The 24575-nt window shown below is 67.6% G+C and carries 27 protein-coding genes and 1 tRNA gene; 14 read left to right on the top strand and 14 right to left on the bottom strand.

Going from position 1 to position 24575, the window contains the following annotated elements:
- Positions 1-63 precede the first annotated feature (63 nt).
- On the bottom strand, positions 64-897 hold the full coding sequence (locus ACQPWU_RS54380) for a hypothetical protein (RefSeq protein WP_433434956.1): 834 nt from the start codon (positions 895-897) through the stop codon (positions 64-66).
- A gap of 47 nt (positions 898-944) precedes the next feature.
- Between ACQPWU_RS54380 and ACQPWU_RS54375 the strand changes: the two genes are divergently transcribed.
- The 5 genes from ACQPWU_RS54375 to ACQPWU_RS54355 all read left to right on the top strand — a co-directional run bounded on the left by ACQPWU_RS54375 (position 945) and on the right by ACQPWU_RS54355 (position 5440).
- On the top strand, positions 945-1886 hold the full coding sequence (locus ACQPWU_RS54375; protein ID WP_433434955.1) for a hypothetical protein: 942 nt from the start codon (positions 945-947) through the stop codon (positions 1884-1886).
- A 268-nt stretch (positions 1887-2154) separates the two neighbouring features.
- On the top strand, positions 2155-3429 hold the full coding sequence (locus tag ACQPWU_RS54370; RefSeq protein WP_433434954.1) for a YncE family protein: 1275 nt from the start codon (positions 2155-2157) through the stop codon (positions 3427-3429).
- 293 nt (positions 3430-3722) lie between these two features.
- The gene (locus ACQPWU_RS54365) at positions 3723-4139 is read left to right on the top strand and encodes a hypothetical protein (protein ID WP_433434953.1); all 417 of its coding nucleotides are present in this window, start codon (positions 3723-3725) and stop codon (positions 4137-4139) included.
- A complete protein-coding gene (locus ACQPWU_RS54360; protein ID WP_433434952.1) occupies positions 4123-4920 on the top strand; it encodes a hypothetical protein in 798 nt (265 codons plus the stop codon). The genes ACQPWU_RS54365 and ACQPWU_RS54360 overlap by 17 nt, the downstream gene beginning before the upstream one ends.
- A complete protein-coding gene (locus ACQPWU_RS54355) occupies positions 4892-5440 on the top strand; it encodes a hypothetical protein (RefSeq protein WP_433434951.1) in 549 nt (182 codons plus the stop codon). Before ACQPWU_RS54360 ends, ACQPWU_RS54355 begins: the two co-directional genes overlap by 29 nt.
- A 26-nt stretch (positions 5441-5466) precedes the next feature.
- On the opposite strand, the gene ACQPWU_RS54350 is transcribed toward ACQPWU_RS54355, so the two are convergent.
- Positions 5467-6213, bottom strand: coding sequence for a hypothetical protein (locus ACQPWU_RS54350; RefSeq protein WP_433434950.1), 747 nt, complete (start codon positions 6211-6213; stop codon positions 5467-5469).
- 135 nt (positions 6214-6348) lie between these two features.
- Between ACQPWU_RS54350 and ACQPWU_RS54345 the strand changes: the two genes are divergently transcribed.
- A complete protein-coding gene (locus ACQPWU_RS54345) occupies positions 6349-6603 on the top strand; it encodes a hypothetical protein (RefSeq protein ID WP_433434949.1) in 255 nt (84 codons plus the stop codon).
- Positions 6600-7304, top strand: a complete 705-nt coding sequence (locus tag ACQPWU_RS54340) for a phage portal protein (protein ID WP_433434948.1) — start codon at positions 6600-6602, stop codon at positions 7302-7304. Before ACQPWU_RS54345 ends, ACQPWU_RS54340 begins: the two co-directional genes overlap by 4 nt.
- A gap of 435 nt (positions 7305-7739) precedes the next feature.
- Here the strand turns inward: ACQPWU_RS54340 and ACQPWU_RS54335 are convergent, their stop codons facing one another.
- Positions 7740-8489, bottom strand: coding sequence for an SDR family NAD(P)-dependent oxidoreductase (locus tag ACQPWU_RS54335; RefSeq protein WP_433434947.1), 750 nt, complete (start codon positions 8487-8489; stop codon positions 7740-7742).
- Positions 8490-8618: 129 nt separating this feature from the next.
- Here ACQPWU_RS54335 and ACQPWU_RS54330 point away from each other — a divergent pair, with 129 nt between their 5' ends.
- From ACQPWU_RS54330 to ACQPWU_RS54320, 3 genes are all read left to right on the top strand, one after another.
- Positions 8619-9053, top strand: coding sequence for an Rrf2 family transcriptional regulator (locus tag ACQPWU_RS54330; RefSeq protein WP_433434946.1), 435 nt, complete (start codon positions 8619-8621; stop codon positions 9051-9053).
- 456 nt (positions 9054-9509) lie between these two features.
- Entirely contained in the window at positions 9510-10028 is a 519-nt protein-coding gene (locus ACQPWU_RS54325; protein WP_433434945.1) for an NUDIX domain-containing protein, read from the top strand.
- 15 nt (positions 10029-10043) lie between these two features.
- The gene (locus ACQPWU_RS54320) at positions 10044-10172 is read left to right on the top strand and encodes a hypothetical protein (protein WP_433434944.1); all 129 of its coding nucleotides are present in this window, start codon (positions 10044-10046) and stop codon (positions 10170-10172) included.
- Positions 10173-10451: 279 nt separating this feature from the next.
- Here ACQPWU_RS54320 and ACQPWU_RS54315 read toward each other — a convergent pair whose 3' ends face one another.
- Genes ACQPWU_RS54315 through ACQPWU_RS54300 form a run of 4 tightly spaced genes read right to left on the bottom strand, consistent with a single transcriptional unit; the run spans position 10452 to position 15336 of the window.
- Positions 10452-12296, bottom strand: a complete 1845-nt coding sequence (locus tag ACQPWU_RS54315; protein ID WP_433434943.1) for a beta-L-arabinofuranosidase domain-containing protein — start codon at positions 12294-12296, stop codon at positions 10452-10454.
- A gap of 25 nt (positions 12297-12321) precedes the next feature.
- Positions 12322-13161, bottom strand: coding sequence for a carbohydrate ABC transporter permease (locus tag ACQPWU_RS54310; protein WP_433434942.1), 840 nt, complete (start codon positions 13159-13161; stop codon positions 12322-12324).
- 1 nt (position 13162) lies between these two features.
- The gene (locus ACQPWU_RS54305) at positions 13163-14059 is read right to left on the bottom strand and encodes a carbohydrate ABC transporter permease (RefSeq protein WP_433434941.1); all 897 of its coding nucleotides are present in this window, start codon (positions 14057-14059) and stop codon (positions 13163-13165) included.
- Positions 14056-15336 (bottom strand): ABC transporter substrate-binding protein, encoded by a 1281-nt coding sequence (locus ACQPWU_RS54300; protein ID WP_433434940.1) that lies wholly within the window; start codon positions 15334-15336, stop codon positions 14056-14058. The genes ACQPWU_RS54305 and ACQPWU_RS54300 overlap by 4 nt, the downstream gene beginning before the upstream one ends.
- Before the next feature lie 129 nt (positions 15337-15465).
- Between ACQPWU_RS54300 and ACQPWU_RS54295 the strand changes: the two genes are divergently transcribed.
- Positions 15466-16482, top strand: coding sequence for a LacI family DNA-binding transcriptional regulator (locus tag ACQPWU_RS54295; RefSeq protein WP_433434939.1), 1017 nt, complete (start codon positions 15466-15468; stop codon positions 16480-16482).
- Between the two features lie 514 nt (positions 16483-16996).
- On the opposite strand, the gene ACQPWU_RS54290 is transcribed toward ACQPWU_RS54295, so the two are convergent.
- Positions 16997-17122 carry a S4 domain-containing protein gene (locus ACQPWU_RS54290; protein ID WP_433434938.1) on the bottom strand — a complete coding sequence of 42 codons (126 nt, stop codon included), beginning with the start codon at positions 17120-17122 and terminating at the stop codon, positions 16997-16999.
- Between the two features lie 484 nt (positions 17123-17606).
- Here ACQPWU_RS54290 and ACQPWU_RS54285 point away from each other — a divergent pair, with 484 nt between their 5' ends.
- Positions 17607-18800, top strand: a complete 1194-nt coding sequence (locus tag ACQPWU_RS54285; protein WP_433434937.1) for an IS481 family transposase — start codon at positions 17607-17609, stop codon at positions 18798-18800.
- 36 nt (positions 18801-18836) lie between these two features.
- Here the strand turns inward: ACQPWU_RS54285 and ACQPWU_RS54280 are convergent.
- Positions 18837-18909, bottom strand: a tRNA-Arg gene (locus ACQPWU_RS54280).
- Between the two features lie 150 nt (positions 18910-19059).
- Between ACQPWU_RS54280 and ACQPWU_RS54275 the strand changes: the two genes are divergently transcribed.
- Both ACQPWU_RS54275 and ACQPWU_RS54270 read left to right on the top strand, forming a co-directional pair.
- Positions 19060-19512, top strand: a complete 453-nt coding sequence (locus ACQPWU_RS54275; RefSeq protein WP_433434936.1) for a hypothetical protein — start codon at positions 19060-19062, stop codon at positions 19510-19512.
- Between the two features lie 207 nt (positions 19513-19719).
- A complete protein-coding gene (locus tag ACQPWU_RS54270; protein ID WP_433434935.1) occupies positions 19720-20763 on the top strand; it encodes a D-alanyl-D-alanine carboxypeptidase family protein in 1044 nt (347 codons plus the stop codon).
- Between the two features lie 2 nt (positions 20764-20765).
- Here the strand turns inward: ACQPWU_RS54270 and mscL are convergent, their stop codons facing one another.
- The 5 genes from mscL to ACQPWU_RS54245 form a co-directional block, all read right to left on the bottom strand.
- Positions 20766-21158: a large conductance mechanosensitive channel protein MscL gene (gene mscL / locus ACQPWU_RS54265; RefSeq protein ID WP_433434934.1), complete on the bottom strand. Its 393-nt coding sequence runs from the start codon at positions 21156-21158 to the stop codon at positions 20766-20768.
- Positions 21159-21179: 21 nt separating this feature from the next.
- The gene (locus ACQPWU_RS54260) at positions 21180-21767 is read right to left on the bottom strand and encodes an RcpC/CpaB family pilus assembly protein (RefSeq protein WP_433434933.1); all 588 of its coding nucleotides are present in this window, start codon (positions 21765-21767) and stop codon (positions 21180-21182) included.
- Positions 21764-22570 (bottom strand): S-methyl-5'-thioadenosine phosphorylase, encoded by an 807-nt coding sequence (locus tag ACQPWU_RS54255; RefSeq protein ID WP_433434932.1) that lies wholly within the window; start codon positions 22568-22570, stop codon positions 21764-21766. Before ACQPWU_RS54255 ends, ACQPWU_RS54260 begins: the two co-directional genes overlap by 4 nt.
- A gap of 107 nt (positions 22571-22677) precedes the next feature.
- The gene (locus tag ACQPWU_RS54250) at positions 22678-22980 is read right to left on the bottom strand and encodes an FmdB family zinc ribbon protein (RefSeq protein WP_433434931.1); all 303 of its coding nucleotides are present in this window, start codon (positions 22978-22980) and stop codon (positions 22678-22680) included.
- A 67-nt stretch (positions 22981-23047) separates the two neighbouring features.
- Positions 23048-24553 carry a potassium/proton antiporter gene (locus ACQPWU_RS54245; protein ID WP_433434930.1) on the bottom strand — a complete coding sequence of 502 codons (1506 nt, stop codon included), beginning with the start codon at positions 24551-24553 and terminating at the stop codon, positions 23048-23050.
- Positions 24554-24575: the final 22 nt, after the last annotated feature.

Here is a 24575-nt window from a genome sequence, read left to right as displayed (position 1 = left end):
TCGAAGGTGACATGTAACTGGGCTCACTGCTCGGCTATGACGACGTCAGAGCCGAGGCGGACGTCACTTGTTCCTGGAGCGGCATGCGTCCGGCGCGCGACGGCACAGGACGGGGAGTCTGCTTATCGCGTCCAACACCACGCGATCGCCCAGCGGCTTGTTGAGCATGATGACGTCCTTGTCGAACCGGCCGGTGCCCGCGCACATGCCGGTGCCCTGATCAGGAACGTCGAGCCCCAGGACCACCACATCCTGCTGTTCGCTGACTCGTAAGCTGACGTCGAGCGGCTCGCCGGTGCAGGAGCCGTAGTCGTAGTTCACGAGCAGTGTGCGTTCGTTGAGAACCTTGAAGTCTGTGACTGCCTCGTCGACTGACGGTTGGTCGCCGACGGCGTCTTCTACGGTGCCGAGCGCGTCCTGATCGACCGCGACGTGGTCGATGGGGCCGGGCAGGTTCGAGAAGTGCAGCCGCCACGCGGGCACGGTGGCCATGCCGCGTACGGTCTTCAGCCGCATCGTCGTGAAGGTTGCGCCGGTCAGCTTGTACGCCTCACCTTCGGGCAAGGTGTACTCCTCGGGCCAGGGGGACAGAGCCAGGAGCGCCTTTCGCGGCCCGATTACGGGGACCCGCATCGTAGACCCGTCGTCCCAGCGGACCTGCGCCTCGGCCGGCGCGGCAGGAAGTGGGCCGTCCACAATCCAACCGAACTCCTCATCATGCTGGATCCGCTTGAGCACCTGCGGCGGCATCGCGCTCAGGTCCCCGATCGGGACGAACCCCTTGCGCCAGATCTCCGCGGCACCGCTGGTCCGCCAGGTCCAGATGGCTTGTGCGGCGTGATCTTCAAACATGAGCGGTCTTATCCACAGATGGCCGCTGCTGAGGAGCAGCACCACCGCCAGGAGAGTCGCGACTAATCGCGCCATGTGGCGATCTTGACAGGATGCCGCTTCCGATGCCGACGGCTTCGACGACATCGACTGTCGGAGGCCGCCGACACGCATCAGCCACTCAGTCGCGCGTATCCCTTGGCCGGCTCTGTGACCGCGAACGTCCCCACCGGCTGCGCGATCCGCTTGCGCGGTCCTTTGAGGTCGCGATTGCGCAGCAGATTCGGCCGCGACGCATCTCAGGCGGGCGGCCGACGCTCAAGTCGGATACAGACGGCCAGTCCGAGTGCTTCACCTACGACGGTCTGCTCCGCCTCAAGACCGCCTACACCACCACCGCCAGTTCCTGCACCGGCACCGGCGACGCCAAGGGCATCGACCCCTGCAGCCAGGCCTACGCCTACGACAAGGTCGGCGACATCACCACTCTGACCGACAACGGCCAGATCGCCACCTATACCTACCCCGCCCCAGGCTCCAATGCCGTCCGCCCGAACGCCGTCACCGCCATCGCCCGGCCCAGCGGTACTGATACCTACGCCTACGACAACAACGGCCAACTCGCCGCTCGTACTGTCGGCGGCAAGCAAGCCACCTTCGACTGGAACCAGTTCGGCGAACTCACGCAGGCCACGGTAGACGGCCAGCAAACCGGCATGGTCTACGACGCCGACGGAGAACGGCTGATCAGGCGCGACCCCGACGGCAGCGCCACCCTCTACCTAGGCGCCATGGAACTGCGCCTGGCTGGTGGCCAGGTCACGGCCAAGCGGTACTACACCACCGCCGATGACGGTCTGGTGGCCATGCGCGACACAGGCGGCGTCACCCGAGCCCCTGCCGCTCGCCGAAGCCGTGCGGCGGCACTGGCGACCAGGCATGACCTCCTGGACGCGCTGGCACGCAGAAAACCCGGGCATGTGCGACTGCGAGGAGGGCAACCCATCGACGTTCTGCATGCCCGCGATCATTCCCCAGGCCGATGGGGGCGATGATGGGGCCCGTATCCAGTCATCCTGCTAAGTCGGGCATTCATGGACAGATTGTCCCGATATGCGAGCATGCTCTATGCATTATGCCGCGCCATTTATGCTGTTTGGGACCCTGCGGTCGGAGCTTTGTCTCGCACGGATATCCCTTTTCTCGGACAGGCGCATTGTTGACCGGGCCTATGTGGAACATTCCGCGTCCGGCGATCACGCGTGCCGAATAATGCGTATCGAGAAGAGGGAATCGTATACTCGCTTTGTTCCTGGAGTCCCTATGCGCTCGCCGACCAAGAACGTCAAGCAGGGATGGCGGTACGGCCTCAGACTTGGCGTGGCCGTGACCGTCGCCGCCTGTGGGCTGCTCCCGCTGCCGTCCGCTCCGGCCGCCGCCGAGCCGCCGCCGCGCCGATCGCCGGAGCCCCGGACGATCGCCTACGTGACCAGCGGCTGTGTTCAAGGCGGTGGGGTGAAGCGGCTCGATCCCGCCACCAACACCGTGGCCGGTGAAATCGACACCGGCGGCTGCACTCACGTGATCACGCTCAGTCCCGACGGCAACCTCGCGTACGTGGCGACGCTCGCCAATGACAAGGACTACATCCTGGTGATTGGCACAGACATCAACCAGGTGATCGACCGGGTCGAAGTCCCCCACTTCCCGCAGGGCATGGCGGTAACCCCGGACGGCGCGCAAGTTTACGTCACCGTCCATGATTTCGGACCAGAAAGCAATAAGGTGGTGGTGATCGACGCGCATGCCGACATCGTCAGTGAAACCATCCCGATCGACGGGAGTCCGGTCCCGGTGGCGGTCGATCACGAGGGCCGCTTTGCCCTCGTGGGCGTCAGTGGCGCTGGGAAGGGCGCTTCTGAAAACGTGACGGTGATCAATACCAAGACCAACGCCATCGCAAGGACCATCCCTCTGCCCGCCGGCCCACGGGCGATCGCTGTCCACCCGTCCCGTCACCGCGCCTACGTGACCGGGGGCGGCGGGAAGAACGGGCAGGTGATGGTGATTAATCCAGTGAACGGGCACCTCTTGAGGTCCATTTCCGTCAGCCAATCGCCGCGGGCGGTGGCGGTCTCTGACGACGGTACCCGCACTTACGTGACCCTCGTCAGCGACCAGGGCGGAAACGCACTGGCAGTGATCAACACGGCGACCAACGCCGTAATCGCCACCATCGAGATCCCCGACTACCGGACGCCGATCGGGGTGGCGCTCAGCCACGACGGCAAGACCGCGTACGTTACGACGACCACCGGCAAACAGGACGCGGTGGTGGTGATCGACACCGCGCACAAGAGCGTCACCGCCACCATCGACCTCCACAACAGCGACCTGGAGCTAGCGGAGATACAGGACATCGCGGTCGGCCGCCGGCTCTTCTCACGCCGCCCGCCCGGCGAGCCTAGGCCAGGCAAGCCAATAGAGCCCGGGACGGCGGGCGAACCCGATGGGCCAGCGACGGCGGCGGACGTGCTGGAGGCTCCACTGCTTCCGGCGCCCCTCGCCCCTAGGAGCTCCACCGGCGCTGTGGGGTAGCCCACCACCCGAGCGGCTCTGGCAGAGCCTGATCCAGGCAGACAGTTTGTCGAACCGGTGAAGCTGGAAGTGCCTGATTGCCAGGAAAAGCTCCTCGGCCGGGCGCCAGGTCTAGCGAGACAGGGCACATTAGGACCATGAGCGCAGGCACCACCCCAACGCGATGACCAGCCCAACGCGCGACGGCAACGGCCGCTTCGCCCGCGACCCGGAGACCGCCCGGCGTGACGCCGAGGCGTGCCGTCTACGTGCCCAGAACCTGAGCTATCGGCAGGATCGCGGCCGAGCTCGGCGTGGACGTGCACACCGCCTACGAAGCCGTCCAGCGTGGCCTGCGTAACACCCTCCAGGAGCCCGCCGATGAGGTCCGCCGACTGGAGCTGGAGCGGCTCGACGAACTCGCACAGAAGGCGCGCGAGGTGATGCGGGCCACGCATTACCTGGTGTCGCAGGGCCGGGTCGTACGGCTCACGCGGGGCGGCATGCCGCTCGAGGACGACGGACCGGTCCTGCAGGCGATCGACCGATTACTGCGGATCCAGGAACGGCGGGCTCGGCTGCTCGGCCTGGACTGCCCGCAGCGGGTCGGCATCGACGCGCAGAACCCCGGCGAGGAGATCCGGGGCCTGATCGCCGCGCTCGTCACGGGGGGCGATGAGGACCTGGACGACGAGCCCGGCCCGGACGGTTCCGGTGACGCGCCCGCCTGACCTGGCGCGCATCGCCGCCTCCGTTGACGAGCTGGTGCGCGCCGGCGACACCCGCCGGCTGCGCACCGTGCACCGCCAGCTCAAGTCCGCGGTGGACCGCAAGCGGCTCGCCGAGCGAAGGCGCCTGTACGCGGCCAACCCGGTCGGGTGGCTGCAGCGGCGCCTCAACCAGGCGGTGTGGTCCAAGCAGGCCGAGATCCTCGAATCCGCGCGCGACCACCGCCGCACCGCCGTGCGGTCTGGGCACGGCGTGGGGAAGCGCTGGACTGCGGCGCTGGTGGCGTCCTGGTGGCTGGACACGCACCCGCCCGGCGAGGCCTTCGTGGTGAGCACGGCGCCGACGTTCAGCCAGGTCCGCGCGATCCTGTGGCGCTACATCCGCAAGCACCACCGCGCCGCCGGCCTCGGCCCGGACTGCCGCATTCTGGCGATCGACCCTGACAACCCCGCCAGCCGCTTCCGGCGGGTGTGCACGCCGGGCTCGGGCTGGCACCAGATCCGCATCAGCGCGTTCGACTCGCCGAACCTGACCGGTGAGCCCGTGCCGCCAGCGATGGCGACGGCGCTGGTGGGCCGTGTGAGTGGAGGAGAAGCGGCGGGAGTGGGGCGAGGACAACCCGCTGTACAGGTCCAAGGTCGAGGGCGAGTTCACGGAGGACTCCGAATGGCAGGTCGTCCGATCCTCGGACGTGGCCGCGTGCCGGATCGGCCGGGACGAGCCGTACACGGCCGAGGCCCTGCTGCCGGTCGAGTTGGGCGTCGACGTCGGCGGCGGCGGTGACGAGACCGTCGTACGCGAGCGGCGCGACCCGGTGGCCGGCCGGGAGTGGCGTAAGCACACCGATCGGCCGGAGGTGATCGCCCCGCTGATCAAGATGGCGATCCGGGAGACCGGCGCAACCAGGGTCAAGATCGACTCCATCGGCGTCGGGTTCGGCGTGATCGGCGAACTGCGGAATGACAAGGAACTGCGCGGCGTGCAGATCATCGGCGTCAACGTCCGAGAGAACGCGTCCAAGCCAGACAAGTACGCCAACCAGCGGGCCGAGATCTGGTGGGAGGTCGGCCGGCTGCTGTCAGAGCGGCGCGGCTGGGACCTGTCCTCGACACCACGGCGGCGCAGTTGCTGGAGCCTCGGTGGGACGCCGATCCCATGGGGCGCATCAGGGTGGAGAAGAAGGAAGAGATCATCAAACGCCTGGGGCGGAGCCCCGATAACGCCGACGCGTTGCTGCTGGCGTTCTACGGCGGCGGGCCGAGGGGACGCATCCGCTTCCTCTAGTCCTGCGACCGCTTCCTAATCTTCCGCCGTATGCCGGAATGCTGGCTAAGGAACGCTGAACTCCACTCCGCGACGGGTAAGGACGACGGGTCTGGTCGTCCAGCGAAGCCGATCGTCGTCCAGCGTGAGGTACTGGCACTCGAAACCAGTTGGCTGGTCAACTGTGACGCTCGTGCTGCGCGGGATCTTGTCACAGCGTAGTTCTTTGGATCCCTCGTGGAAGTTCTCCCAGAACTTGCCGTATACCGCCTTGGCCAGTAGTACGCCCGTGACCGGGTGGCTGTCGTATGTGATGATCTCTCCGAACTGGAGGTCGCATCTCGGTCTGCCTACGCATGCGCTGCCTGAGCTCGCGTACGGTTTGACGTCCTTGATGGAGACGCTCCATGTTGCCTTGATGCCTTCGTAGACGATGGCGCATTTGGCGTTGTTGCCAGGTACCGTACCGATCTCGCCGCCCTCGCACGATGAGCGGCTGAACTTGCCTTGGACCCCCGCCATGCGGGTGGTACCGCGTCGTATTTCCCATAGCACTTGCGTGGTGAAGGAGGCATCATCGCCGGGCTCGGGAGGCATGGCTTTGTCTACGTCGCTCTCGGTTAAGAGATCGGGCTCCGCCGACGTGATCTTGACAGGAAGGCCCTTGTCCTTGTCTCCCGGGTCAGGGTCAGGGATCAATGACGGCGCGATGCTCACCACAACCCAGGCCACAAGTCCGAGGACGGAAATGATCAAGATGATCCTCTCGAACCTACGTCTTCGGCGGAAGTCGTCTGCACTGAGCAGGTCCATGGGCGGAGAATAACGCGCGCGTCTGGGACCGGTCCGGTGCGGCCGATCACCAGGACACTTGTGGCAGGTGGCATGACCGTCAATTGAACGTGGCCGATCCCAGTTGGCGGGAAATATTTCTGCTATAACGGCGATGTGTCGAAAGATTTCCTGTCCGCTGTACTATCCGAAGTATGGCGACCCCCGCGCACGCCTCTCACCGTCCTGGCCGCGCGCTGCCTGGCGCGCGTCCTGCCCCGCTGGTCGACCGCCCGCACCGCAGTCCTGTCGATCTCCGGATTCGGGCTCCTCACCGCCGCGGCCTGGCACCTGCACACCGTGGCTGGCCTGGCCACCGCAGGCGTCAGCCGCCTGATCCTGGAGGCCCTGAGCGGCGGTGAACGCCGATGAGATCCCCACTGCGCACCCTGACCGGCCGCATCACCCAGCCGTCGAACAAGGCGCCCGTCCCGTACATCTCCCGCGGCCGCACGTGGGGCCACCTGTTCGGCAGCCGCACCGATGCCGAAGCGCAGATGCGCACCATGGGCAGCGTCGGCAGCGTGTTCGGCATCGTCCACCGCACCAGCAACGCAACCAGCCAGGTGCAGTGGAAGCTGTGGAAGACCGCCCCATCCGGCCTGGACGAGGACCGCGCACCGGTCACCACCCACCTGGCCCTCGACATCTGGAACCGGCCGAACGACTTCTACACCGGCCAGCTCTTCCGCGAGACCTTCCAACAGCACCTCGACCTCGTCGGCGAGGCGTGGTGGATGATCGCCCGCAACCCGGCCATGCGCAGCATCCCCCTGGAACTATGGCCGGTCCGCCCCGACCGCATGGAGCCGGTGCCCTCGCGCGAGAACTTCCTCGCTGGCTACATCTACCGCGGCCCGGACGGCGAGCAGGTGCCGCTGCGCCTGGACGAAGTCATCTTCCTGCGCATGCCCAACCCCCTCGATCCGTACCGAGGGATGGGGCCGATCCAGGCAGTGCTCGGAACCCTCGACGAGGTTCGCATCTACAACCGAACCCAGACCGCCGACCAAATCCAAACCGACATGAACACCCCGATTTCCGCATGTGGACTTGCGCGACTTCCTGGCTGAGATCTTCCAGCAGGTCGAGCCGGGCCTGGAGGTCCACCTGATCTGCGACAACCTGTCCACCCACAAGGCCCCGGTGGTTCAAAGTGGTTCCTCGAACACCCGACGGTCCACCTGCACTTCACCCCGACTTACTCATCGTGGATCAACAAGGTCGAGGGGTGGTTCGCCGAGTTACAGCGCCGCCGCCTCGATCGTGGCGTGTTCTGCTCCCTCGCCGAACTCACCACCGCGCTGTAGGAATGGCTCAAGCGCTGGAACGAGAACGCCCGCCCCTTCACCTGGACCAAGAACGCTGACCAGATCATCGATGCCATCGCCCGCTACTGCGCTCGAATTTCCGGCTAGCAAACTAGCGCTGTGACCAGCGGAAACCCCAGATACATCCGGGATGCACCCCCTACGTTCCAGCATGGGGCGCGCCGACGGCGCTGCGGCTCAGGCGTTGTAGCCGCCGTGGGCGTCCAGCACGGCGCCCGTGACGTACGACGCAGCGGGGCTCGCCAGGAAGGCGATCGCCGCGGCGATCTCGTCGGGGTGTCCCATGCGCTGCAGGGACAGCGAGCTGAGCAGGGCCTTGAGGGTCTCGGGGTCCGGCGGCTCCATGCCGCCCTCCATCAGCCCGGCTTCCACGACGTTGGCGGTAATGGCACGGGAGCCGAGGTCACGGGCGACGCCCATGGTGTACCGTTCGACCCCCGCCTTGGTCGCCGCGTAGTCGGCCAAGCCCGGGACGCCGACTCGAGTGCCCAACCCGGAACTCACCGTGATGACGCGGCCGCCCTCGCGCAGCACTCGGGAGGCGGCCCGGATGACGGCGATCACACCGAGGTAGTTGGTGGCGTGCATCCGATCCAGCGCGGCGGTGTCGGCATCCGGGTCGTCCACCGTACCGTTCACCGAGATCGCCGCGTTGTTGACGAGGATGTCCAGGCCACCGAAGTGCGCGACCACGTCGTCGATCAGCGCCGGCGCCTGGCTCACGTCCGCCTGGTCGGACTTGAACGCGGCGGCCTTCGCTCCCCTGTTGCGCACCTCGTCGACGACGGCCTGCGCCTGCTTCTCGGAGCTGACGTAGGTGAACGCGACGTCGGCGCCCTGCTCGGCAAGCAGCCGTACGGTCGCGGCTCCCAGCCCGCGGGACCCTCCGGTGACCAAGGCGACCTTGCCCGTCAGTGGCTTGTTCATTCTTCTCACCTCACTGGTTGACCATCTTCGGATGGTCGTAACAGTAATAGTTACGACGGCTTGTCGCAACTATAATTGTTACGACAAGCCGTCGTAACATCGAGAGTTGCGATCGAGAGGAACGAGTTCATGAGCGCCAACAGCAGGTTGACCATCGCCGCCCACGCGCTGGCCTGGATCGGCCTCTACCAGCGCCAGGGCCATGAGGTCGCCACCTCCGAGCAGATCGCGACCAGTGCGAGCACCAATCCCGTGGTGATCCGGCGGCTGCTCGGCGACCTGCGCAGGGCGGGGCTCGTGGAGTCCCGGCGCGGGGTGGGTGCGGGCTGGTCGCTGGCGCGCGACCTGGAGTCGATGACGCTGCTCGACGTGTACGAGGCGGTGGAACCTGGCCCGCTGTTCGCGCTGCACCGAGCCGCCCCGGACCCGGGATGCGTGGTGGGTTACGGCATCCAGCCGGCGATGCAGCGCATCTACGACGGCATCGAGGAGACCCTCCGGCGCGAGCTGGCCCGCGTCACGCTGAAGAATGTACTCCGGGACGTCCTCGCAGCACCTCGCTAAGTGGTCCTGTCCGTAAGTTCTTCGGGGGTCGGCGACTGAGGTGGAGATCGCAGGCGCAATCGAGGGCCTCTTGAGTCGTGCCGGCAGACATGCCAGAAGGCAGGACCCATCCATCGAACTCGGCGCATGCCACAAGACCACATCGACTGGCATTGCCACCAGGTGTTCCGCACGCCCGCTCGCGGCTGGGCCGTGGCTGTGGAGTCTGTACGCACTGCAGGGTTGGGGTGCCTCCAGGACCTACAAGCCGATCGTCAGCACGGCTGACATCGAGATGTCGGAAGGGCGGCGTACTGTCACCGGCATGCCAGCCTTGGAACGCGGCACACGAGGCGTGAAGCAGGCGAACTCCTGCGGCATGGGAAGCGCATCAGCCATGCGCACCACCGGTGGATGGCTGAAGCTAACCACAGCGCTACTTCTTGTCAGCTTGACAAAAAACCTAGAGACGGGCACGTGACCGACGATCGATGGCAGCCGCCCGGCATTCTGCTCGCCGTTGACCTGGTGATCCTCACGTTGCGTGACTCGCGCCTGCACGTGCTGCTCGTCGAGCGCGGCATCGAGCCGTACGAGGGCGCCCAGGCGCTACCTGGCGGCTTTCTGCATCACTCCCAGGAAAGCCTCGTCGCCGCGGCTCACAGGGAACTGGCGAAGGAGGCCGACCTGAACGTCGAGACACTCCGGCTGGAACAGCTCGGTGTTTACGACGACCCAGGCCGCGACCCGCGCGGCCGGGTGGTGAGCGTCGCCTTCCTGGCGATCGCCACCCGGCCGCCCGAGCCGACCGCCGGGACCGACGCCGCCGACGCCGGTTGGCAGCCCACCGACATGGTGCTGTCCGGTGAGCTGGACCTCGCGTTCGATCATCGGCGCATCGTCACCGACAGCACCGAGCTCGTCCGCGTCAAGCTCGAGCACTCCGCGCCTCGCCACGGCCTTCTGCGGGCCGACGTTCACGATCACCGATCTTAGGACGTCTACGAGGCGGTGTGGGGGATGCCGCTCGACCCCCGTAACTTCTACCGCAAGATCAAGAAAACCCACGACTTCATCGTCCCGGTCGGTTCGGCGCGTAAGGCCGCGACCGACTGCAGGACACAGACGGTGGCCTGTTGAGCCGGTGACAGGCCAGGGCACCCGTCGCGGGTACCAGTCGGCGAAGTCCTCGTCACACCACAGTCCGTCCAGCCGGTCTCGCATCCACATAGCTGTTGTACCGCCTAGGTTGCTCGCCCGCGCCACCTGCGCCGTCAGAGACGGGACCTGCTCCCCGGAACGAGGACGGAGCGACAACGGATACACCTCGACATCTGCATCGGGACTGCAAACAGCCTTGAGCATGTCAACTGATCACCCTGCCGCACGGGAAATTCCAAGATCTCCGACAGAGTCAAGCTAGTCCTCCTCCGGATGTGAGACGACCTCCACGGTGGGCAGCTCGGCCACCCGCAGCCGCGCCGACCCGTACGGCACCAGCCGCAGCGGCAGCGTCGGCACCCCGGGCGCGGGGCTGTCGGGCAGCGGCCCGGCCGAGCCGTCCACCAGCTTCCACTGGCGCACCACCGCTCCCTCGCCGTGCACGACCACCGGGGCCGACTCGGCCGCGAACGGCACCGACGACACCGGCCGCCGCTCGATCGGCCACGATTCCAGGTCGCCGGGCAGCGCCCCGAGGTTCCAGATACTGCGCGGCGTGATCTCCCATTCGGCCAGCCCGCGGTGACCGGGCACCGTACGCCAGATCTCGCCGACGCCGTGCACCATGACCAGCGGGCCGAGCCGGAAGCCGACCGCGCCCCGGTCACGCGGCACGGTGCGCAGCCGCATCGGCAGCACGAGCGAGATCACGTCGCCGTCCCGCCAGACCCGCCGGACGGTGACGTACCCCCGCTCATCAGGCGTCGCGGGCACCCGCTCCCCCGCGACCTCCAGCGCGGGCTCCTCGCACCAGGCCGGGATCCGCAGCCCGATGCCGTACGACACGGGCTCCGCCGCCGACACCGTGATTCGCACCGTCTCGGTGAACGGGTAGCCGGTCTCCACCTCCAGCCTGACCGGCCCGGCGTCCACCTGGCACGGCGCGTACGCGACCGCGTCGACGCCGTCGTCGTCACTGAGCATCCACAGCGACCGGACGAACTTCGGCCACCCCTGGTGCAGGTTGGCGGTGCAGCAGCCGAAGTGCGGTTCGAGGCCGAAGACGTTCGCGTCGGGGCCGCTGAAGCTCCAGTCGCGGTCGGCGAACGTGACGAGCACCTGGTTGGCTTGCTGGTGGTACTGGTGGGCCAGCATCCGCGGATCGTTGCTGGCGGCCATCAGGTTGAAGGCCACCTGTTCGAGGAGGTCGCCGTGGCGGCCGTCGCCGGAGATCCGGGCGAGCTGCTCCAGCGTGAACATCAGCTCGACGACCTGGCACGTCTCGACCCCGTGGTGCGGGTCGCGGCCGCCCAGCCACTCGTCGCCGGAGAACACGCCGTGGACCTGCCCGTGCAGGCGGTCCACGTTCTCCCACATGCGCGCCGTGTCGTCCAGGTGCCGGGCCTCGCCGTCCACCAGGTACGTGACGGCGGGTGTCTTGAGGCCCATGGCCACGTTCGGGCCGTGCGTCACGTGCCGGAACACCGGCGTGACGCCGGACGGCAGCTCGCGGGTCAGGAAGCCGGCCCAGTCGCTGGTCTGGGCGAGGATCAGCCGCGCCAGGTCGAGCAGCCAGTCCTCGCCGGTACGGTCGTGCAGCCACATGACAGACAGCACGTTGTCCGCTCCGCGGGCCTTGCCCCAGCTGCTGAGCGGCCGGCCGGGCAGGGCCGCGCGCTGGTGCTCGAAGTAGCGCCGCAGGAACTCCGGCACGCGGGGATCCCCGGTGGCGTCCGCGTACTGGGTCAGGACCTTGAGCGCGACCATGCGCGGCCACCAGTCGAGGTTGTCCGCGGGCCCGAACTGCCCGTCCGCCCGCTGACCGCTCAGAATGGCCTCGATCCACTTCTGTGCCTTGGCCTGCAGCTCGGTGGAGCCGAGCGTGTAGGCGAGCGGCACCAGCCCGTCGAGGTAGTACGGCCCGCGCTCCCAGGCCTCGCCGTCGCCGCCGAGCCAGGCGCTGCCGGGGCCGACGTCGGCCCAGATCTCCTCCAGCCGGCCGGTCTGGCCCTCCGCCTGGAGCCGCAACTGGTCGAGGAGCCACCCCTGCGGGCGGATGGCGCCGAGCGGCAGCTCACGCAGCCGGGCCTTACTGGTCGTCATATGCATCCTTCGAGAAAGTCGTTGATCAGCCGCGCAGCGCGCCGTTGATCAGTCCGGAGACGTAGTAACGCTGGAGCAGCAGGTAGACGATGAGCACCGGCCCGATGGCGAGCACGATCCCGGCCTGCAGCGCGCCGTAGTCGACCACCCCGTACGCGCCCGACTGGAGGCTGACCAGCATGACCGGCAGCGTGTACTGGGAGCCGTCGTTGAGGAAGATCAGCGGCGCCAGGAACTCGTTCCACGAGGCGATGAACGAGAACAGGGCGACCGTCACTATCCCGGGAGCGACCAAGCGCAGGGAGACGTGCCGCAGCGCCCGCAGGTTCCCGCACCCGTCCACCAGGGCGGCCTCCTCCAGCTCGCGCGGGATGGACTCGAAGCTGTTGCGCATCAGGAACACCCCGAACGGCAGCTGGAACATGATCAGGACCAGCGCCAGCCCGACCACCGTGTCGGTCAGCCCGAGCCAGCCGAGCACGATGTAGAGCGGTAGCAGGATCGTTGCGTACGGCACCATAAGGATCAGCAGCGTGGCCCCGAACAACGGCTTCTTGCCCCGGAACTCGAACCGGGCGAACCCGTACCCGGCCAGCACGGCGACGACCGTCCCGCCGGCCACGACGAGCAGGCAGAGCACCAGGCTGTTGCGCAGGTAGACGCCGATGCCCTCACCGTACGTGGCGAGCTGGTGGTAGTTGTCCAGCGACAGGGAATGCGGGAACCAGGTGGGCGGCTGGCGGTTCGCCTCCTGCGGCGACTTGACCGAGTTGAGCGCAGCCCAGATCAGCGGCATCAGGAAGATCGCCGCCAGGATGCCGCTGAACAGGTGGTAGCCGGAGGCCCGGAGCGGTGACAAGCGCATCTCAGCCGTCCTTCGGCCGCAGGAACCTGAACTGCACGGCGTTCAAGATGACCAGGACGATCAGCAGCACCACCGACAGCGCGGCGGCCCTGCCCAGGTCGAACTTCTGGAACGCCGTGTTGTAGACCGCGAACATCACCGTGATCGTGCTGTTGTCCGGCCCGCCCTTGGTCAGCACCAGGAACTGGTCGAAGGCCAGCAGCGACCCGGTGACGGAAAGGATCAGCAGCAGCGCGAGCGTCGGCCGCAGCAGCGGCAGCGTGATGTGGCGCAGCCGCCGCAGGGTGGAGGCGCCGTCCACGCGGGCGGCCTCGTACAGCTCGGCCGGAATCGACTGCAGGCCGACGAGCAGCACCAGCACCTGGAACCCGATGAACTTCCACACCACCAGCGTCATCGTCGTGAACAGCGCCTTGCCGGGCGTGCTGAGGAAGCCCCACGGCCCGTCGGTCAGGCCGGCGGCGCGCAGCACCTCGTTCGCGATGCCGTTCTGGTCGTTGACCGAGGCGAACCAGATCAGGGCGGCGGCCGCGGTGCCGACCACGTACGGCAGGAAGAACGCCGTCCGGTAGAAGCGGGCGCCGCGGCGGGCCGAGTTAGAGACCGCGACCAGCACGAACGACACGCCGAAGATCACGACGGTGGCGATCGCGGTGTAGAGGAGGGTGAACGTTATCGAGCCGAGGAACAGGTCGTTCGAGGCGATGTCGGCGTAGTTGTCCAGGCCGTTCGCCTCCGGCCCGCCGAGCAGCGGCCAGTCCTGGAACGACATGAACACCAGCACGCCGAGCGGCACCAGGAAGACCACCGCCACGATAACCGCGAGCGGCGCGACGAACAGCATGCCCGCGCCCGAGCGCCGGACGGCCCTGCGGCGGGTTGCGGTGGCGGCCGTCATTGGGCGTCGTCGATGGTCTTCTGGATGGTCTTCTGGGCGTTGACCAGCGCGTTGTCGTCGCCGCCGAAGATGTAGCCGCGCAGTCCGGACAGCCAGGGCCCGTTGGCGTTGTTGAAAATCTCGCCGTACGGGAGCGTCGCGGGCGTGTAGCCGTGCTCCCGCCCCTTGATCGCGGCGACCCGGGCCGGGTCCTTAGAGGTGTACTTGTTGTCGGCCAGGTCGAAGCGCGAGGTCAGGAAGCCGTTCTTGGCCCACACTTCCAGCTGCGGCTCGTCGGTGAGCGTCCACTTGAGGAAGTCCACGGCCTGCGCGAGGTGCTTGGAGTCGCGCGACACGCCGACCACGTCGCCGCCCACGAACGTGGCGGTCGCACTGCCGTCCGGCGAGGTGAAGGGCGCGACGCCCCACTTGAATTTGGCGCTCTTGGCCAGGGCGAGGAAGTCGAACGTGCCGATCGGGATCATGCCGATCTGTCCCGCGTTGAAGGCGGCCGACCAGGTCGTGCCGTCGTCGGTCTTGGCCGCTGACGGCACGAGCTGCTCGGCGTACAGCCGCCGGTACAGCGCTGCGGTCGCGGTCATGGCCGGGCTGTCGATCTGCGCCTTGGCACCGCCCTCGGCCAGCGGCGGCGTCTTCGCGGCGGCGGCGAACGGCATCAGCGTGTACGCCAGGCAGCCCGCGCAATTGCCGGGGAAGTAGAAGCCGTACGTGTTGCCGCCGAGCCCGCGCACGGCCTTGGCGGCCCGGTAGACCTCGTCGAAGTTCGCCGGGGGCTTGTCGGGGTCGAGCCCGGCCTTGGTGAAGAGATCCTTGTTGTAGATCATCAGCGAGGAGTCCACGAGCAGCGGCAGCCCGTAGATCTTGCCGTCCTTGGTGGCGACCTGCTGGTGCGCCTGGGAGAGGTTGCTCTTGGCCGGGAGGGTGTTCGCGACTTCGGTGATGTCCTGGTAGAGGCCCTGCTTGACGTAGTTGGGCGAGTAGACGACGTCGGAGCCGAGGATGTCGGGCAGTGAGCGCGCTCCGGCGGCGGCGCCCACCTTCTGCTGGAAGGCGTCGCCGGGGACGACCGTCAGCTTGATCTTGTTCTTGTGGGTGTGGTTGTAGAGATCGACGAGCTTCTGGACCGGCTCGCCGTCGGTGTGCCGCACCCACATGGTGAGCGTGGCGCCGTTGTCCGGCGCGTCATCCTGCCCGGTGCTCTGCTCGGAGCCCTGCCCGCACGCGGTGAGCAAGAGCGCCATCAAGGCGATCGGCCATGGCGGCTTCCCAGAGGCCATGACCCTCCTTCCGGAGACGGAAATTTAGGAAATCGTTTGCGGCACGATAGGATCGGCTTTCAGCTAATGTCAAGGACGTGTTTCGGAAATGTTTCCGGCGTTAGGATGAGCCGGGGAAGGGAGGTCGACGTGTCCCGCGAACGGACGAAACCCGCGACCGTGACGGACGTGGCCCGGCTGGCCGGCGTGTCGCCCGGCACCGTGTCCAAGGCGCTCAACGGGCGCGGCCAGCTCGCCGCCGCGACCCGCGAGCGCGTCATGTCGGCCGCCCGCGAGCTGGGATTCAACCCCAACCTGGTGGCCCGCGGCCTGGTCTCGGGACGCACCTACCTGGTGGGGGTGCTCACCACCGACACCATCGGCCGCTTCACGATCCCGCTGCTCACCGGGGCCGAGGACGTGCTGGGGCCGGGCCAGATGTCGATGCTGCTCTGCGAGAGCCGCGGCGACCCGATCCGCGAGCAGCACTACATCCGCAGCCTGCTCAACCGGCGGGTGGACGGCGTCATCGTGACCGGCCGCAACAGCGATGTGCGGCCCTCGCTGGGCGCCGAGGTGCCAATCCCGGTGATCTACGCCCTCGTGCAGTCCGACGATCCGCGCGACACCTCGGTCCTGCACGACGACCGCGAGGGCGCGGCCGTCGCGGTGCGGCACCTGGTCGAGACCGGCCGCCGCCGGATCGCACACGTGACCGGCCCAGGCAGGCACGCCGCCGTCAAGCGCCGCCTGCTCGGCGTCGAGGACGCGCTGCGCGCCGAGGGCGTCTCGCTGATCGACGAGCCCATGTACGGGGAGTGGAGCGAGGCGTGGGGCCGGGAGGCGGCCTTCCGGCTGGACCGCGGCGGGAAGGAGTTCGACGGGGTGTTCTGCGCCTCGGACCAGATCGCCCGCGGACTGGTGGACGGTCTGCGCGAGGCGGGGCGGCAGGTGCCGGAGGAGGTGGGCGTGGTGGGCATGGACAACTGGGACGCCATGGCCGAGGCCGCCCGGCCGCCGCTGACCACGGTTGACCTCAACCTGTCGGGGCTGGGGCGCACGGCGGCCGAGCTGCTAGTGGCGATGATCAACGGGCGGCCCATCGAGACCGGGCACCACCTCGTGCCCAGCAGCCTGGTCAAACGCCGCTCCACGGAGCTGTCCTAGCTCAGTGAGGGTCTGCGCTCACTGAGGAGTCTGCGGGACCGGGGCAGCACGTCCACGGTGTCCACCCGCAGGTAGGCAGGTCCGGCGACGCGGGCGGCCGGGTTGAGCGTGCGAGTGTCGATCTTGCCGTCCCTGTAGAGGTCGTCCCGGATCCATCAGCACCAGCTCGGCGGCGTTGTTCCTGGCGCCAGTAAGGCCAGCGGAGAACGGCGCCGGTGAGGTGGGTGTGGGTGAGCCGAGCATCCAGTTCGAAGCGGCATGTCCGTAGGGCGAGCCCCTCGGGCCCCCTCCACTACCGGGCGCCCGAGCAGCTTGTCGATGTTGCGGCGTTCGCGTTCGGTGGGGCGACCCGCGCCACGAGCGGACGGCCACCGGCATGGCCTCCTCGCCTGGAGGAGGTGGAGGGCTCCTGCCGACGCAGCACTCGGCGTCCACTGCGGCGCCGACGCGCTTGGTGATGATCCGGGAGTCGGCCGCGATGCGTTCGCGCCCCTCATGCCGTAGCCGGACCTCGTTACCGACCCGGACGACGTGCGGGCTTGACTCGCACCCCGTTGACCCGGACGTGACCGCCCCGGCAGGCGTCGGACGCGATCGAACGAGCCCTGGTCAGCCGCACCGACCAGATCCAGCTGTCCATCCGCGCACTCAACTGCTCACCTGCCACCCCGTCACTGCACTGAGAACACCAAGGCGAAGGCTTATGAGAGGCAGCCGGATCGTTCTGGGCAGCGGGGTCATCTTCGGAGGTGTACGCACGGATTTGGCACGGTCAACGGCTGCGTTCGTCGCTGCCCAGGTGGTCGTGGTGGGTTACCGGGGGCCTGAATGGCTCAGAATCACAGTCTGACCTGGGGAAACACCATCAAGATCATCCCCCGTATGTCTCTTGATCATGGTCTCACGGCTGCATGTGGGCACCGCCGGCTGCCTATCAAGGTCCACCAAGCAAAAGACCTGCGGCTGAGAAACCGCAGGTCGGGCGCTGAAATGCCTGTTCAGAAGAGTGCCCCCGGCAGTGTGCTGGTTCAGGACATAGGAAACCCATGTCGCAAGACATAGGAAACTTCAGCGGAGTGTGTCTCGAGACATAGGCAACCGCCGCGATCAAGAGCCTGGGCAGTGTGTCCAAGGCCAGAGTTGTCATCACCGCCGTTGTCGTCGAGGGCCGGTCCCAGGCAGAGGTCGCCCGCGCCTACGGGGTCTCCAAGGGCTGGGTGTCCAAGCTCGTCGCGCGCTACCGTGCCGAGGGTGATGCGGCGTTCGAGCCGCTGTCGCGTCGGCCGCGTACCTCGCCGAATGCGGTCGACGCCGAAACGGTCGAGTTGATCGTCCGGCTCCGCAAGGAACTCGCCGAGCAGGGACTGGACGCCGGGCCGGACACGATCGCCTGGCACCTGCGGCAGCACCACGGGCAGACGGTGTCACGGGCCACGATCAGCCGCTACCTCACTCGCCGCGGCCTGGTCGTGCCTGAGCCCAAGAAACGTCCCCGCTCGTCCTACATCCGCTTCCAAGCAGAGCTGCCGAACGAGACCTGGCAGGCCGACTTCACCCATTACCGGCTCGCCGACAGCACCGACGCCGAGATCCTGTCCTGGCTGGACGACCATTCCCGCTACGCCCTGTCGGTGACCGCGCACGCCCGCGTCACCGGCCCGATCGTGCGGGCCACCTTCCGCGCCGCGGTCGCCGCCCACGGCGTGCCCGCCTCCACACTGACCGACAACGGCATGGTCTTCACCACCCGCCTGGCCGGCGGCCGCGGCGGCCGCAACGCCTTCGAACACGAACTACGCCGCCTGCACGTCCAACAGAAGAACTCCACCCCCAACCACCCCACCACCTGCGGCAAAGTCGAACGCTTCCAGCAGACGATGAAGAACTGGCTACGCGCCCAGCCCCACCAGCCCACCACCCTGGCAGCCCTGCAGGCACTTCTCGACCGCTTCTGCGACGCCTACAACCACCACCGCCCGCACCGATCCCTGCCGCACCGCGCCACCCCGGCAGCGGCCTACGCCGCCTCGCCCAAGGCCCTGCCCTCCGGCAGCCGCGACGCCGACACCCACGCCCGCGTACGCCACGACCGCATCGACCCCTCCGGCGTCGTCACCCTGCGCGTCAACGGCCGACTGCACCACATCGGCATCGGACGAACCCACGCCCGAACCCACGTCATCCTGCTCGTCGACGACCTGCACGTCCGCATCGTCAACGCCATCACCGGAGAACTCCTGCGCGAGCTGATCCTCGATCCCACCCGCGACTACCAACCCCAGGCAAACCCCAACAAGACGAAACCCCCGAACCCGTAGGTTCGAGGGTTTCCGATGTCCTGAGACATCACAGAGTGCCCCCGGCAGGATTCGAACCTGCGGCACCCGCTTTAGGAGAGCGGTGCTCTATCCCCTGAGCTACGGAGGCGGACCCTCGTAAGCCTAGCGAAAGTCTGGCACTGCGTGCGACGTAGGGCGGGAGCGAGTTTGGCGGGGTTGGTTATGGGTGGTCTGAGCTGCGGTAAAGGCATGACAAGTGATCAGATTCGGGCGCATCCGGCGTGGATAGCGTCTGCCTGTGACCACGAGGCAATGCAAGCAAGCACGTCGGCGGCCCGTCGTGTTGTTCGGGGCGTTGTTGGCGCCCGCGATCCTGGCCGGGGGGTTGTTGGCCGGGGAGATGCGGGGGTTTGAGCAGGGGGTCGGCGGCCCTGTGGTGATGGGGGACGGCGTCGGGCGGGTGGGGTTCGGGCCGGTGTTGATGCGGGCGCCGGCGCATCCGGAGCGGCTATACGAAGGGAGCGTGCCGGAGCCCGTGCGGGTGGTGTCGCGGCCGCGGGTGGCGGATGCGCCCCAGGCGGTCGCTACTGATGAGCCCAGTTACGAGGAGCCTGTTACGCCGGCTCCTGAGCGGACGCAGGTCGGCGAGTGTCCCGGGGAGTGGGCGAACACCTGGTTGTGGGATATGTGCCTCGAGCGGGAGCGGCAGACGGCGGGGGCGAAGATGGAGATCGAGGTGCCTGATCTTTGAGGTGCCGTGCGTTGGTGGCGCTTCCTGATGGTGGATGTGGGAGGCGGGCGGGAAGAGTGCGCCTTTTGTCTCATAACAGCTCTCCCGAGTTCGGCTCGGGCACTCGGGGGGCTGTAGTAACGTGCGTCCCTGACCAGGGTAACGAGTTTGCAAACGGAGGAGTCGGACGTGCCAGCCCCTCGATCAGCGGGTCTGATCGCGGTAGTCATGGCGGTGGCTTCTCTTTTCGTGCCTTCCGGGCAGGGGCGCGCGCAGGCGCAGGTCGTACAGGTGCAGGAGAAGCCGGACCCCGGCAGCCTGACCGCGCTGCGGAAAGAGGCCGAGCGGTCGGCCAAGGAGCTGGAGGACGCCACCAAGGCTCTGGAGAAGCGGCGGGCGGACATTGCCGCCTCCGACAAGCAGCTGAAGGACAAGCTGGCGGCGCTGCAGGACCTGGAGCGGCGGGTGGCGGTGATGCGGCAGCCCGTGTCGCAGATGGCCGAGCTGCTGTACGAGCAGCCGCTCATGGCGGACGGAATCGTGCCGTTCCTGTCCGGGGGCGCGGATGAGAACACTCTGCGGGCGCTCTCCGACGCGACGCAGATCGTTTCCGTACGGCAGAAGGCCGTCGAGCAGGCCAGCACGCTCTACACGGAGGCCGAGCGGCTGGCCGCGGAGGCACAGGAGCTCCGGGCCGGGAACTTGCTGGCCGAGGCTCAGCTGTCGGCCGAGGTGGACACGCTTCGGCAGCGGTCGGACAAGATCGTGAAGTCTCTCACGGCGGCGCTCGTGAAAATGGGGATCAAGGTTGACAAGGTCGGGCGGGCGGCCTTGGGGTGCAATCCGCTGCGGGCCGCGACGGCCGGCGAATACCCCAACGGTCTGATTCCCAAGACCATGCTCTGTCCGTTGCAGCAGAAGGGGTTCAGTCTGCGGGCCGACGCCACCATCGCGTTTGTGAGCCTGAACGAGGCCTATCGGCGGAGATTTGGGAAGAGCATGTGCGTCACCGACGCCTACCGGAACCTGGCCGCCCAGCAGTCGATCTACTACCGGCGGCCGGGGTTCGCCGCCGTGCCCGGGCGTAGCAACCACGGGCTCGGGCTGGCTGTGGATCTGTGTGGCGGGGTGGAGAGGTCTGGGTCCACGGAGTTCGTCTGGATGGAGAAGAACTCCAAGAAGTATGGATGGTTCCATCCCGCCTGGGCCTACAGCAGCCCGTTCGAGCCGTGGCACTGGGAGTACAACCCGAAGAGCGACTCTCTGCTCTAGCCCTACGCCACCTGCGCGCTGCAGAAGGCGCAGCGGGACGCGGCCTTCGGGATCTCCGACAGGCATTCCGGGCAGTCGCGGGTCTTCGACCCGATCTTGGCTGCGGCGCGGTCTCTGAGCCGCGTGTACGGCTTCACCACCAGGAAGTAGACCACCGCGGCGACCATCAGGAACGAGACGACCGCGTTGACGAAGTTGCCGTACATGAAGTTGGACCGGCCCACCGTGACCTTGAGCGAGGAGAAGTCGGGCAGACCCCCGAACGCCGAGATCAGCGGCGTGAGGAGGTCGGCCACGAACGACTGCACGATCGAGTTGAAGGCCGTCCCGATGACGACCGCCACGGCCAGGTCGATGACGTTTCCCTGCGTGAAGAACTTCTTGAATCCGCTCATGAGGGAATCGTAATCGAGTGATTACGTAGAGTTGGGTTTGATGGTGATCGCGAGGTGGCCGGTGGTCTGGGCTGCCGCCAGGTCCGCCGCCTGGGTCGGGGTGGTCGCGAGCACCACCAGGGCGCCGTGGGCCTCGCTCGTGGCCTGGGCCGGTGGTGGGATGGTGATGACCCGTACTTCCTCGGCGACGGGACGGGCGGGCTGGGCTTCCTCCCACGTGGCCAGGACGGTGATCGTGGCGCCGGGGGAGAGAAGCTTCGCGGCCGCCGCGTCGGCTATGCGCACGGGTGTGGCGACCATGCCGGGCGGAAGGCGGAACGACTGGAGAAGGCGGAGGTCGGTTAATGGCTCGCCCTTGCGCATGGGGCTCGCCAGGACCTGGCCCGCCGCGGCTGCGCGTACGGCGCCGGTGGGTGGGTGGTTGAGCGCGGCGGGGACCAGGTCCCCTGGGCCGAGCGGGCCGGGGGACAGGTCGCGGGTCGCCACCAGGACCGTGGGGGCAGGCGTAGGACGGGTGGCGACAAAAGCGGAAATGACGGCGAGGGCGGCCAGCGCCGCCGCGATGAGGCGGCGACGACGGCCATAGCGGGTCAGCCAGGACTGGATCACGGCAACTCGAAGGGGAGCTTGATCCCGTCGAGGGCCGAGCCGCAGGGGCACGTGCGCTCCTCGGGAAGGGCCTGCACGGTCTCCGCCACCAGGGTGCGCATGCGTGTGACGTTCTGCGCGAAGAACTCGAGGACCTCGTCGTGGGTGACGCCCTGGCCCGCCTCCACCCCGGCGTCGTGGTCGGTCACCAGGGAGAGTGACGTGTAGCAGAGGGCCAGCTCGCGGGCCAGGATCGCCTCGGGGAAGCCGGTCATGCCGACGATCGACCAGCCGTTGCCGGCGAACCACTGTGACTCGGCCCGGGTCGAGAACCGTGGGCCTTCGATGACCACCAGGGTGCCGCCGTCGACGGTCTCCCAGTCGGCGGAGCGGGCGGTCTCCACCGCGGTGGCGCGGCCTGACGGGCAGTAGGGGTCGGCGAAGGAGACGTGGACTGCGCCGTCTATGTCGTAATAAGTCTGTACGCGGCCTGAGGTGCGATCAACGAGTTGGTCAGGGATGACCATGGCGCCCGGGCCGTACTCCACTCTCAGCGAGCCTACGGCGCTGGGCGCGAGCACCTGGCGGACGCCGAGCGAGCGCAGCGCCCAGAGGTTGGCCCGATAGGGGATGCGGTGTGGCGGGAAACGATGATCTCGCCCGTGTCTGGGGATGAACGCGACGGAACGCGAGCCGATGCGTCCGACCGTGACGACATCGCTCGGGGGGCCGTAAGGCGTGGCGAGCTCAATCTCCTCCGCGTCGTCGAGCAGGGAGTAGAAGCCCGATCCGCCGATGACGCCGATGTCTGCGCGAGTGACCATGGCCGAGAGAGTAACCGGATCGGCCACGAACTCGAGCGGTCCGAATCCCGTTCTGTGGATAACTCGCCTGTGGCCGCGCTGGGCGGCCACTTATCGGGAGGCCGAGGTCAGCTGGAGGCGGCGGCAGGGGCGGCGGCAGGGGTGGACGAGGACGAACTCGTGTCGGCGGACTTGCTCTCCGAGGTCTTCGACGACGAAGAGGAAGAAGAAGAGGTGGAAGGCGAGGTCGAGGACGAACGGTTGTCGGTCCGGTAGAAGCCCGAGCCCTTGAACACGATGCCGACGGCGGAGAAGACCTTCCGCAGGTTTCCCTCGCAAGCGGGGCAAACCGTCAGCGCATCGTCGGTGAACTTCTGAACGACCTCGAGCTGCTCGCCGCAGTCATTGCAGGCGTACTGGTATGTCGGCACGCGCTCCTCCTTCAGGTCTGGCACTCGAGGGATGCGACTGCTAATGGTAACCGATTAGGTCAAACGCCTATTCCAATCCCCGCTCGCCGTACCAGCCGGCCAGCTTGCCGCTGCGGCTAACGGCGCGCAGGCGGCGCTCCACCTGGTCGCGGCAGGAGGCCGTGGTGACCAGCAGGAGCTGGTCGTCCACCCTGATCCTGGTGTTGCCGGCGGGCACGAAGGATTTGCCGTCGCGAACGATCAGGGTCACCTGCGCGCCGGCGGGCAGACGGAGCTCGAAGATCTCCACGCCGTGCAGCTTCGAGCCGATGGGCACCTTGACCTGCAGCAGGTCTGCCTTGAGCTCCTCGAGCGGCGCCGACTCCACCTCCAGTTCGTGCGCCTCCCCAGGCGCGGCCACCCCGAGCACCCGGGCCACGAAAGGCAGCGTCGGCCCCTGAAGCAGGGTGAACGTGATGACGATCACGAAGACCTCGTTGAAGATCTCCTTGGATCCTTCGACGCCGGATGCCCACGGAATGGTCGCCAGCACGATCGGGATCGCGCCGCGGAGCCCCGCCCAGGACAGGAACGCCTGCTCACGCCAGCTCACGCTGCCTACCCGTAGCGCCCACGCCATCAGCGAGCTCACCATGACGGACAGCGGCCGCGCCAGGAGCACGAGGACGGTGCCGGCGATCAGGCCGGGCACGATGGCCGACGACATCTCGCTGGGGCTGGCCAGCAGACCGAGCATGACGAACAGCCCGATCTGCGCCAGCCACGCCGCGCCCTCCGCGAACCCCCTGGTCGCAGCCCGATGCGGCAGCCGCGAATTGCCCAGGATCAACGCCGTCAGGTAGACGGCCAGGAATCCCGAGCCATGCAGCAGCACGGCGCCGCCGTACGAGACGAATGTGAGCGACAGCACGGCGAGGGGATAGAGGCCGGAGGCGGGGAGCGCGACGCGGCGCAGCGCATATGCGCCCGCGGGGCCGACGGCCAGGCCGACCGCGGCGCCGATGACCAGCTCGACCGAGGTCTCCAGCAGGAACGTTCCCACGGTCGCCGATGAGTGCGCGGCCCCGCTCAGCAGCACGACCGCGATCACCGTGGGCGCGTCGTTGAAACCGGACTCCGCCTCCAGTACGCCCGCCAGCCGCGGGGGCAGCGGCAGCCTGCGCAGCACGGAGAAGACGGCGGCGGCGTCCGTGGAGGCCAGCACCGCGCCGAAGACGAGCGCGGTCGACTGGTCCATGCCGAGAAGTCCCTGTACGACCAGCGCCAGCACCACGATGCTGACCGCCACGCCCACGGTCGCCATAACCAGGGCCAGGGGTACGGAACGCCGCACATGGGACCAGTTCGTGGTGAGACCACCCTCGGCCAGGATCACCGCGAGTGCCGTGAGGCCGATTTGCTGGGCGAGCTGGGGGTTGTCGAACGGGATCCCGAACCCGGCCTCGCCCAGCACCAGGCCGAATCCGAGGAAGATGAGCAGGCTGGGCAGGCCGGTGCGATGCGCGAAGCGTACGGATGCGATGGCCGCGATGACAATTGCGGCACCAAGAAGAAGCCAGATATCTAGCGTCATCTGGCCCCCTCTCGTACCTTGG

The organism is Nonomuraea sp. CA-141351 (assembly GCF_050944675.1).
Taxonomy (GTDB): domain Bacteria; phylum Actinomycetota; class Actinomycetes; order Streptosporangiales; family Streptosporangiaceae; genus Nonomuraea.
This window is presented reverse-complemented; position numbering and strand designations above follow the sequence as displayed.

Coding starts and splice junctions, on each gene's coding strand:
- ACQPWU_RS54375 (WP_433434955.1), top strand. CDS start 945: ATGCCGCTTCCGATGCCGACGGCTTCGACGACATCGACTGTCGGAGGC.
- ACQPWU_RS54370 (WP_433434954.1), top strand. CDS start 2,155: ATGCGCTCGCCGACCAAGAACGTCAAGCAGGGATGGCGGTACGGCCTC.
- ACQPWU_RS54350 (WP_433434950.1), bottom strand. CDS start 6,213: ATGGACCTGCTCAGTGCAGACGACTTCCGCCGAAGACGTAGGTTCGAG.
- ACQPWU_RS54340 (WP_433434948.1), top strand. CDS start 6,600: ATGAGATCCCCACTGCGCACCCTGACCGGCCGCATCACCCAGCCGTCG.
- ACQPWU_RS54335 (WP_433434947.1), bottom strand. CDS start 8,489: ATGAACAAGCCACTGACGGGCAAGGTCGCCTTGGTCACCGGAGGGTCC.
- ACQPWU_RS54330 (WP_433434946.1), top strand. CDS start 8,619: ATGAGCGCCAACAGCAGGTTGACCATCGCCGCCCACGCGCTGGCCTGG.
- ACQPWU_RS54315 (WP_433434943.1), bottom strand. CDS start 12,296: ATGACGACCAGTAAGGCCCGGCTGCGTGAGCTGCCGCTCGGCGCCATC.
- ACQPWU_RS54310 (WP_433434942.1), bottom strand. CDS start 13,161: ATGCGCTTGTCACCGCTCCGGGCCTCCGGCTACCACCTGTTCAGCGGC.
- ACQPWU_RS54305 (WP_433434941.1), bottom strand. CDS start 14,059: ATGACGGCCGCCACCGCAACCCGCCGCAGGGCCGTCCGGCGCTCGGGC.
- ACQPWU_RS54300 (WP_433434940.1), bottom strand. CDS start 15,336: ATGGCCTCTGGGAAGCCGCCATGGCCGATCGCCTTGATGGCGCTCTTG.
- ACQPWU_RS54290 (WP_433434938.1), bottom strand. CDS start 17,122: ATGGACAGCTGGATCTGGTCGGTGCGGCTGACCAGGGCTCGTTCGATC.
- ACQPWU_RS54270 (WP_433434935.1), top strand. CDS start 19,720: ATGGCGGTGGCTTCTCTTTTCGTGCCTTCCGGGCAGGGGCGCGCGCAG.
- mscL (WP_433434934.1), bottom strand. CDS start 21,158: ATGAGCGGATTCAAGAAGTTCTTCACGCAGGGAAACGTCATCGACCTG.
- ACQPWU_RS54255 (WP_433434932.1), bottom strand. CDS start 22,570: ATGGTCACTCGCGCAGACATCGGCGTCATCGGCGGATCGGGCTTCTAC.
- ACQPWU_RS54245 (WP_433434930.1), bottom strand. CDS start 24,553: ATGACGCTAGATATCTGGCTTCTTCTTGGTGCCGCAATTGTCATCGCG.